The organism is Methylobacterium amylolyticum, assembly GCF_030700245.1.
Classification (GTDB): Bacteria; Pseudomonadota; Alphaproteobacteria; order Rhizobiales; family Beijerinckiaceae; genus Methylobacterium.
In genome coordinates this window covers 38,382-45,728 of the sequence record NZ_JAUYZI010000047.1, presented here as the reverse complement: position 1 = coordinate 45,728, position 7,347 = coordinate 38,382, and the positions used below count along the sequence as shown (strand labels likewise).

The 7,347-nt window shown below is 52.3% G+C and carries 6 protein-coding genes; 5 read left to right on the top strand and 1 reads right to left on the bottom strand.

Going from position 1 to position 7,347, the window contains the following annotated elements; genetic code table 11:
• The 5 genes from Q8W71_RS25640 to Q8W71_RS25620 form a co-directional block, all read left to right on the top strand.
• Positions 1 to 446, top strand: a 446-nt coding sequence (locus Q8W71_RS25640) for a transposase (RefSeq protein ID WP_305528247.1), incomplete at its 5' end; no start/stop codon positions are given.
• Positions 447 to 924: 478 nt separating this feature from the next.
• Entirely contained in the window at positions 925 to 2,094 is a 1,170-nt protein-coding gene (locus Q8W71_RS25635; protein ID WP_305528246.1) for a DegT/DnrJ/EryC1/StrS family aminotransferase, read from the top strand.
• A 570-nt stretch (positions 2,095 to 2,664) separates the two neighbouring features.
• Positions 2,665 to 3,387: a cephalosporin hydroxylase family protein gene (locus Q8W71_RS25630; RefSeq protein ID WP_305528248.1), complete on the top strand. Its 723-nt coding sequence runs from the start codon at positions 2,665 to 2,667 to the stop codon at positions 3,385 to 3,387.
• 2 nt (positions 3,388 to 3,389) lie between these two features.
• On the top strand, positions 3,390 to 4,319 hold the full coding sequence (locus tag Q8W71_RS25625; RefSeq protein WP_305528245.1) for a glycoside hydrolase family protein: 930 nt from the start codon (positions 3,390 to 3,392) through the stop codon (positions 4,317 to 4,319).
• A gap of 129 nt (positions 4,320 to 4,448) precedes the next feature.
• Positions 4,449 to 5,654: a TIGR00180 family glycosyltransferase gene (locus Q8W71_RS25620; protein WP_370875535.1), complete on the top strand. Its 1,206-nt coding sequence runs from the start codon at positions 4,449 to 4,451 to the stop codon at positions 5,652 to 5,654.
• Positions 5,655 to 5,886: 232 nt separating this feature from the next.
• Here Q8W71_RS25620 and tnpC read toward each other — a convergent pair whose 3' ends face one another.
• On the bottom strand, positions 5,887 to 7,167 hold the full coding sequence (tnpC, locus tag Q8W71_RS25615) for an IS66 family transposase (protein ID WP_305528243.1): 1,281 nt from the start codon (positions 7,165 to 7,167) through the stop codon (positions 5,887 to 5,889).
• Positions 7,168 to 7,347 lie beyond the last annotated feature (180 nt).

Sequence of the window (7,347 nt, the reverse complement as noted above, 5' to 3'; positions counted from 1 at the left end):
GTGTGCGCGGGCCACGCGGCTACGACGCCGCCAAGAAGCTGGTCGGGCGCAAACGCGTGGCGCTGGTCGATGCCGAGGGGCACGTCCTGGGGCTCGCCGTCGTGCCGGCCAACGTTCAGGATCGCGATACGCTGACGGCGCTGGATAACGGCAAGGCGGCGTGGCCCAGCCTGCGTCTGGCCATCCTAGACGGTGCCTTCACCGCCGAGCGCTGCAAGGACTGGTGCCATCTGCACGGCATGCGCCACCGCGTCGTCGAGAAGGACCCGGATCAGAAGGGCTTCGTCGTGCTGGAGCGGCGCTGGCTCGTCGAGCGCACTTTCGGCTGGCTCAGCCACTGGGGCGGCCTGCTGCGCGAGCGTGCCGGCCGTCTCGACGTGGCGACCGGTCGCCTCACCTGCGTCGCCTGCCTCATGGCCGCCAACGCCCTCAACAATCCAGCCTAAGCTCTCGCCCTCAAACAGGCTCTCAGATCCATCCATATTGCAAGCCGATCGGGCGCAGCTCTAGTCGACGCCCGCCGAGAGCAAAACAAGGGAATTGCCACGGCGGCGCCGCGCCGGTCTCCTGGGATGTCCGTGCCGCGTCGTCCCGGCATTTCCTCCCTACAGGTGGGCGGGAACGATACGAAGTTACAGCCGTCCTAGAACGAGCGAGAAGCTGAGCAAATATGGCGAAGTGGAAGCCGGCGGGCCACCTACAAATTGGCCAACGTCGACCCAGGTGTGTTAACAACGGTCCATGTCCTCGTTCCTGGCGCCAAACGCACGCAATAGGCTAACCCAAATGGCCGAGATCAGTAAGTTAGATTTATCCCGCAGATTTTATCAATGTATATCTTACATAGAATAAATATCCCAACGTAAGTCCGAGAATGACTCCTTGTAGACAATTCAACGAAATGCCAACGAGACGGGCTGAGCCATGGAAAAAGAAAAGAATAAGGGATTTGCTGCTGCGTTTAGCGAACGTATTCCGATAGCGGGCCCATCGATTACTGAAGTGGAAATTAATTGTGTAATTGATGCTGTGAAGAACGGCTGGTACAATAACGCGTTTGAGCATATTCTAAGATTTGAAGAGGCGTTTTCGAACGCCGTCGACCGAAAATATGCAGTTTCACTACCGTCTTGTACTGCGGGCATACACCTTGCACTATCGGCGCTAAATATTGGCCCAGGAGACGAGGTCATCGTACCCGATTGCACTTGGATTGCAAGCTGCGCGCCGGTCAACTACGTTGGAGCTACTCCAGTTTTTGCAGATATCGACAAAAATACTTGGTGCATTTCTGGAAATTCGATTGAAGACTGCGTATCGAGCAACACAAAAGCCGTCATTGCAGTTAATCTTTATGGCAACATGCCAGATTGGGATGACATACTTCGCATCGCACGAAAGTACAACTTATTCATCATAGAAGATGCAGCTGAGTCAATTGGGTCGCTATATCGAGGGAGGCCCGCCGGTTCCTTCGGAGATTGCTCGGTATTCTCGTTTCACGGATCAAAGACTCTTACGACGGGCGAAGGCGGCATGTTCGTCTGCAATGATAAAAAAATGTATGATCGCATAAACAAACTGAGAGACCATGGTAGGGTACCGGGCGATGTGATGTTCAACAATGATGAGATTGGTTATAAATACAAGATGTCCCCTATCCAGGCGGCACTCGGGCACGCCCAACTTTCCCGTCTGAGCGAGCTTGTGGCGATGAAGCGTCGAATATTTAGTTGGTATAAAGAACGCACCGCAGCAATAGAAGAAATTACATTAAATCCAGATAGCGATAATGTATTCAATAGTTATTGGATGTCAACTGCGATCCTGAACGCATCAACTCAGCTAAACAAGACAATTCTTATTCCGATGTTAAGGGACAGCGGTATCGATGTACGTCCATTCTTTAATCCTCTATCATTGATCCCAGCGTACAGTAGAACAGCCCAAGCAAAAGCTGCTCGTGAGCGAAACCATGTCGCGCATAGCATCTCGCCGTGGGGCATTAACTTACCAAGCTCTCTTGTCATGACCGAGTCCGACACAGATCGAGTAGTAACCGTTCTCCTGGAACTGATTCAGAAGAAATTGTAAGAAGTTCGATTACCAATCATATGAAGCTCTATTTTCCAAACAAAGAATAGAATGGCGATATGTCGTGTTCTACGAGCTATCTTAACAATGTTGGACAAATTATGAAGGATTCTCAATTTGCCCATAGCAAAGTGTACCAATAAACCATCTCATGAATTTATGTATACATGATATAATTTTCATATGATTGTGATCTATAAAATTCACAGTGGCCGCAACAAGGATTCATCAAGAGATGCCTCCACCGTCTGCCGATAGTGTAAAATTTCAAATACAAGTTTTTGGCTTAATGGAAAATCGGTTTACATCAAACGGGTTGAAAACCAGAAGAAAAATTGAGATATTTCACTGCATCCCAGATTCGCATGGCCGAACATAGTTCGATTTAAAGATAGGGCATATCTAACACAGGTTGATCAATGATTATGAGGCGTGATCACGGTAGTTCACCCATTGCTAGTAAATTCAATGGCGCAAGTCTGCTTTAACAACGCATGAATCGCAAAGGAGCATCTGGTGAGCGACGACCGAAAGATTTTCGACGAACAAAGGCGTACCAGTTCTATTGACATGGGAAAAGATGAGGCCTTATTTCGCGAGTCTACAAAACTGTTGGCTTTAGCAGACAAGTATCGATACTCTTACCTGTGGAAGTGGCTTGGAGTGCCGATAATACAACTCCCATCCGATGTATTAGCCATGCAGGAGGTGGTTTGGGACAGGCGACCGGATGTGATTATTGAAACCGGTGTGGCGCGAGGGGGTTCGATCATTTTTTTCGCGTCGCTGCTTGAGTTGATAGGGAACGGCCGTGTCATTGGCATCGACATTGATATTAGGCAGCACAATAGACGTTCAATTGAAGACAATATTTTCTCGAAGCGGGTAACGTTATTGGAGGGATCGTCGATAGCCGATAATTTATATGAGCAAGTCATGAATTTAATACCGTCTGGTAGTTCAGTAATGGTAGTTCTTGACTCTGACCATTCTTACGATCACGTAAGGAAAGAATTGGATTTGTACGGAAAACTTGTCAGCCCGGGCCAATATATGATTGTCGCTGACACGATGCTGGGCAGAATGACAGCAGATGAAATCCCAAAAGAGCGTTCGAAGATTTGGTATAAGGGTGACGAGCCGCTTTCGGCACTTCATGATTATCTAAATGAGCATGATGATTTTGAGCTCGACGAAGAACTAAACGGAAAAATGATCCTTTCCAGCTCTACGGGCGGCTATTTAAGGAAGAAATTCGACGGCCATTTAGTTCAACATTCCGATCGGGGTTAGCTATGCAGCAGCATTGGGTAAAGAGGGGTTTTATCTACAATGTTTCGGGATTCGGGTTCTTTAAAAGTCACGTAACAAGGCCAATACCTTATCTCATCGACGACTCTAAGTTACGAATTTTCTTTGCATCGCGCGACAACACAAATACGATGCTTCCGACTTTTATTGACGTTGAACCGGGTGACCCTAGAACTATCATCGCCATGCCGGAGGTACCCCTCGTCGACCTTGGCGAAAAGGGCACATTTGATGACTCGGGCGTTGTCTTCGGTAGCTATGTTGACTACGGAGAAGATGTAATGTTCTATTACGGCGGGTGGAAGCGTCGCCGTGAAGTAAGCTTTGAAGTTTCTATTGGAATGATAAAGTGGAATAAAGCGGCCGACACTTTCGAAAGAGTTTTCAAGGGTCCTATAGTCGCGCAGGACATCTATCATCCTTTTATGGCAGCAAATCCATTCGTAATCAAAGAAGGTGATCGTTATCGAATGTGGTATTGCTCTGGCACGGGCTGGAAATTCCCAGAAGGGAATCCGGAGCCTCTATACACCGTATTTCATGCTGAATCGCATGATGGCGTTAGGTGGCAAGTCTCGACAGAGCCCTGCATTCGATATGCTTACGACGGCGAGGTGATTTCGGCGCCATGGGTCAGTAAAACACCAGACGGCTACACGATGTGGTATTCGACGCGTGGTTGCAAGGATCGTGTCTCGAAAAACTACGTTATCGGCATGGCCCGGTCGGCGGACGGCTATAAGTGGATAAGATGTGATGAAGAGGTCACTCTTATTAGGTCTGATTCAGGTTGGGACTCTGAAATGGTTTGTTATCCCGGGTTTTATAAATACAAAGGGCGCGATTTCATGATTTACAGCGGAAACCATGTTGGGGTTGGCGGCATTGGATATGCAATACTGAATAATGATTAACATTGGCTGGAAGCTATTTTATCATTTTAATGATTGTATATCACGCTTGCCGACAACAGCATTTAGCTGCTATTGAGATGACTTTCAATTGAGTTTCGGCTCCCATCATCGACGCGCCTAGCGGGACTTATGATGATAAAACATGATTATGACGAGAATTTACTTGATCACACTATTATTATAGCGACCTATAATCGGCCAGAACTATTCCGGTCATTAGTTAATTACATCGTTCGAAAGTCTACGACAGTCAGGGTTTTAGTCCTGGACTCAAGCAGATCTGACGTCGTAGCCCTAAATTCTTCCGTTGTTGGTCCTCACAAGAACCAAATATGCTATAATGTATATGATCCGAGCTTAGATCCTATCGTGAAAATAGTTATGGGTATAAGAAAGGTCACAACTTCTACGGTCTCTTTCTGTGCAGACGACGATCTATTATTTTTTGACGGCCTGTTGGAGGCAAGAGAATTTCTGTTGAGCGACGCATCTTACTCAGTCGCGCACGGGCTTTACATGAATTTCACACTTTCGGATGAGAATATTTCAATATTTAATGAATACGGTGGAGCGGGGATCGAAGCTTCACATCCCGGTGCGCGGCTGTTCCAGTTTCTTCGCCATTACGAAGCTGTCTTCTATGGCGTGTGCCGTACAATTGATCTCCGAACTGTCATTGAAGAGAGTGCACGTTTAGATGGCGACGCTTTCCAGGAGCTTTTCCAGTCTTGTGCGCTAGTTATTGCTGGTAAAACAAAGCGGTTCCCGAAATATTTCTATGCCCGAAGATCTGGACCTCCAGCCGACCCATCAAGAAGGAAGTGGCAAACTTTTTTTTGGTTTTCAGATAACCCCGCGGAAGTTTTCAGTCAATATGCGATCTATCGCCATGCGCTGTGGAGATACTATAAGTTAAACGTCATTGATGGCGAATTTGATCGCGATGAGTTTTTTAGGGTATGTGATATATCCCATGCTTCGTACTTCGCGAGCGGCTTCTCGGAGCACTACCATTATACCCGCCTAGAACAGCTTTGGCCGAATGACGGGTACAGATTCCATTCGGACATTTTCCAAGCGTTACGATCCCAGAGTGAAAGGGGCGGGGTAATGGGTCGCATTGAATCTCTTATGGGCAGGCTCCAGAGTATATCCGAACGTAAAAAATTAAGTCAGATCAACAAGACTGTTCGAACGTTGGAACGCAAGGTGTTTGATGACACAGGCTTCGGGCGCAGGTTAGATTTACATCCTTCTGCTAGTTGGGCGGCTGATCTTCCCGTGTTTACGACAGCATATAATGAGTTGTGTTACTATCTGATGACTGACGTATAGGGTTTCCAAAATGCTCGTGCTTACCCGGTCCTGCACCGTGTTTGGGCCGTTTTAGGGCCTTGCCGCGACTACCAGCCCGGGTCCGGATCAAAGCCGCGCGAGATCTGCGGCAGGACCTTTTCAGCCCAGGCCTTAGACGCCCCCACGAGTAGCAGGGATCGGGCTTGACGCCGCTTTCAGCGCTCGCCGGAAGGCTTCCCGCTGTAATTACCCAGGCCTGTGATGGCAGGGTTCAGGCACCGATGGTTTTGAGGACGGTGCTGAAGGGGCTGCTGCCTGTGAGGCGGGCGGTGTCGACGACGGTGCGGATGGCGGCCTCGCCCTCAGCCGCCCACATGGCGCGGTATCCGTTGGTCACCTTCCGCTGGACGACAGCCGGACGAAGCAGCCGCTCGGAGCCGTTGTTCGTGGGCTCGACCTTTCCGGGATAGGCGAGGAAGACCAGGAGCTGATCGCGCGCGCGGCTAATCTTAGCCTGCAGATCGCGGGTCAGGTCACAGCGGCTCGGCGTGGTCAGGATGGCGCCGAGTTGCCGATCCAGGCTCCGGCGCTTGGCGGCCAAGGTCGAGACGGCCAGATCGGTGACGCGCTCGGCCAGGGCGAACACGCTTCCCAGCCAGAGTTGCAGGCGCCAGGGGACGGGATCGTCGCTGACCTCGACGACGTAGGCGACATCGCGGGCCAGATGCGCCAGGCAGGTCTGGTGCTCATCCGCGTGGCCTTGTTGGGCCGTGTAGCGGTCGGAGATCCACACCGCGGGCCGATGCCCGTCCATCATCTCCCGCACCACGACGGCGCCGCGCGTCGGCGAGGCCGTGTGCACCACGGCTTGCGCCGAGTGGAAGATCCAGTGGTAGGCGTTCGAGCCTTCGATGCGCACGCCGGTCTCGTCGCAGGCGACGACCTCAGCCCGGCGCAGGGCCGCGACGGCCGCGTCGCGACCCGGACGGAAGCGGCCCTGCGCGCGGCGGAGCAGGTTCATCAACCCGCCCTGGCTGAGCGTCAGGCCGAACAGGTCGGAGAGCGCCGCCTGCAGCCGCTCGTAGGACAAGGCCTGAAAGGTCTTCAGGTCCGTCGCCACCGCGTGCAGCCGTGGGCCGAAAGGCGTGCCGCGCGCCGCCTCCGGCACAGGTGCGACGCCCTGCTCGCCGCAGCTCGGGCACCGAACCGCCAGACGCTGGTGCTGCGTCACGATCGGCGCCACCGCGGGCAGCTCGATTTGTTCAGAGACGCTGACGATCACTGCCGGAAGAGCGGCGTGCAAGCGGCGACCGCAGCACGTGCACGCCTCAGGACGATGCTCGACGATCATAGCGGGATCGGCGCTCAGCACCCGGCTGTGACCCTCGTGACCGGGCTTGGCGCCGCCGGGCTTGGACTGCGCGCGCTGCTCCTTGCGATCGCTCGCAGGCGGCTTGGACGACGTGCGCGAGGTCTTCTCTGGCCGCTGCAGCCGCAGCACCAACTCGATCAGCTCCTCGCGGCTCAGCCGTTCCAGTTCGCTTCGGCCCATCCCGCGACGGAATCAGCGAAATCCGACCCGCGCAAGAGGCAAGCTCGTCCCGGCAAGCCGCGCAGCGGTGGGCGTTCAGCCGCCGACCAATCCACCCCGTGAGTAATTACGGCCCGCTTATGGGCCGTTCGACCTCTAGGGGCCCGTTCGAGTAACGAGGCTTGAAGCTGCTTTGAGAGG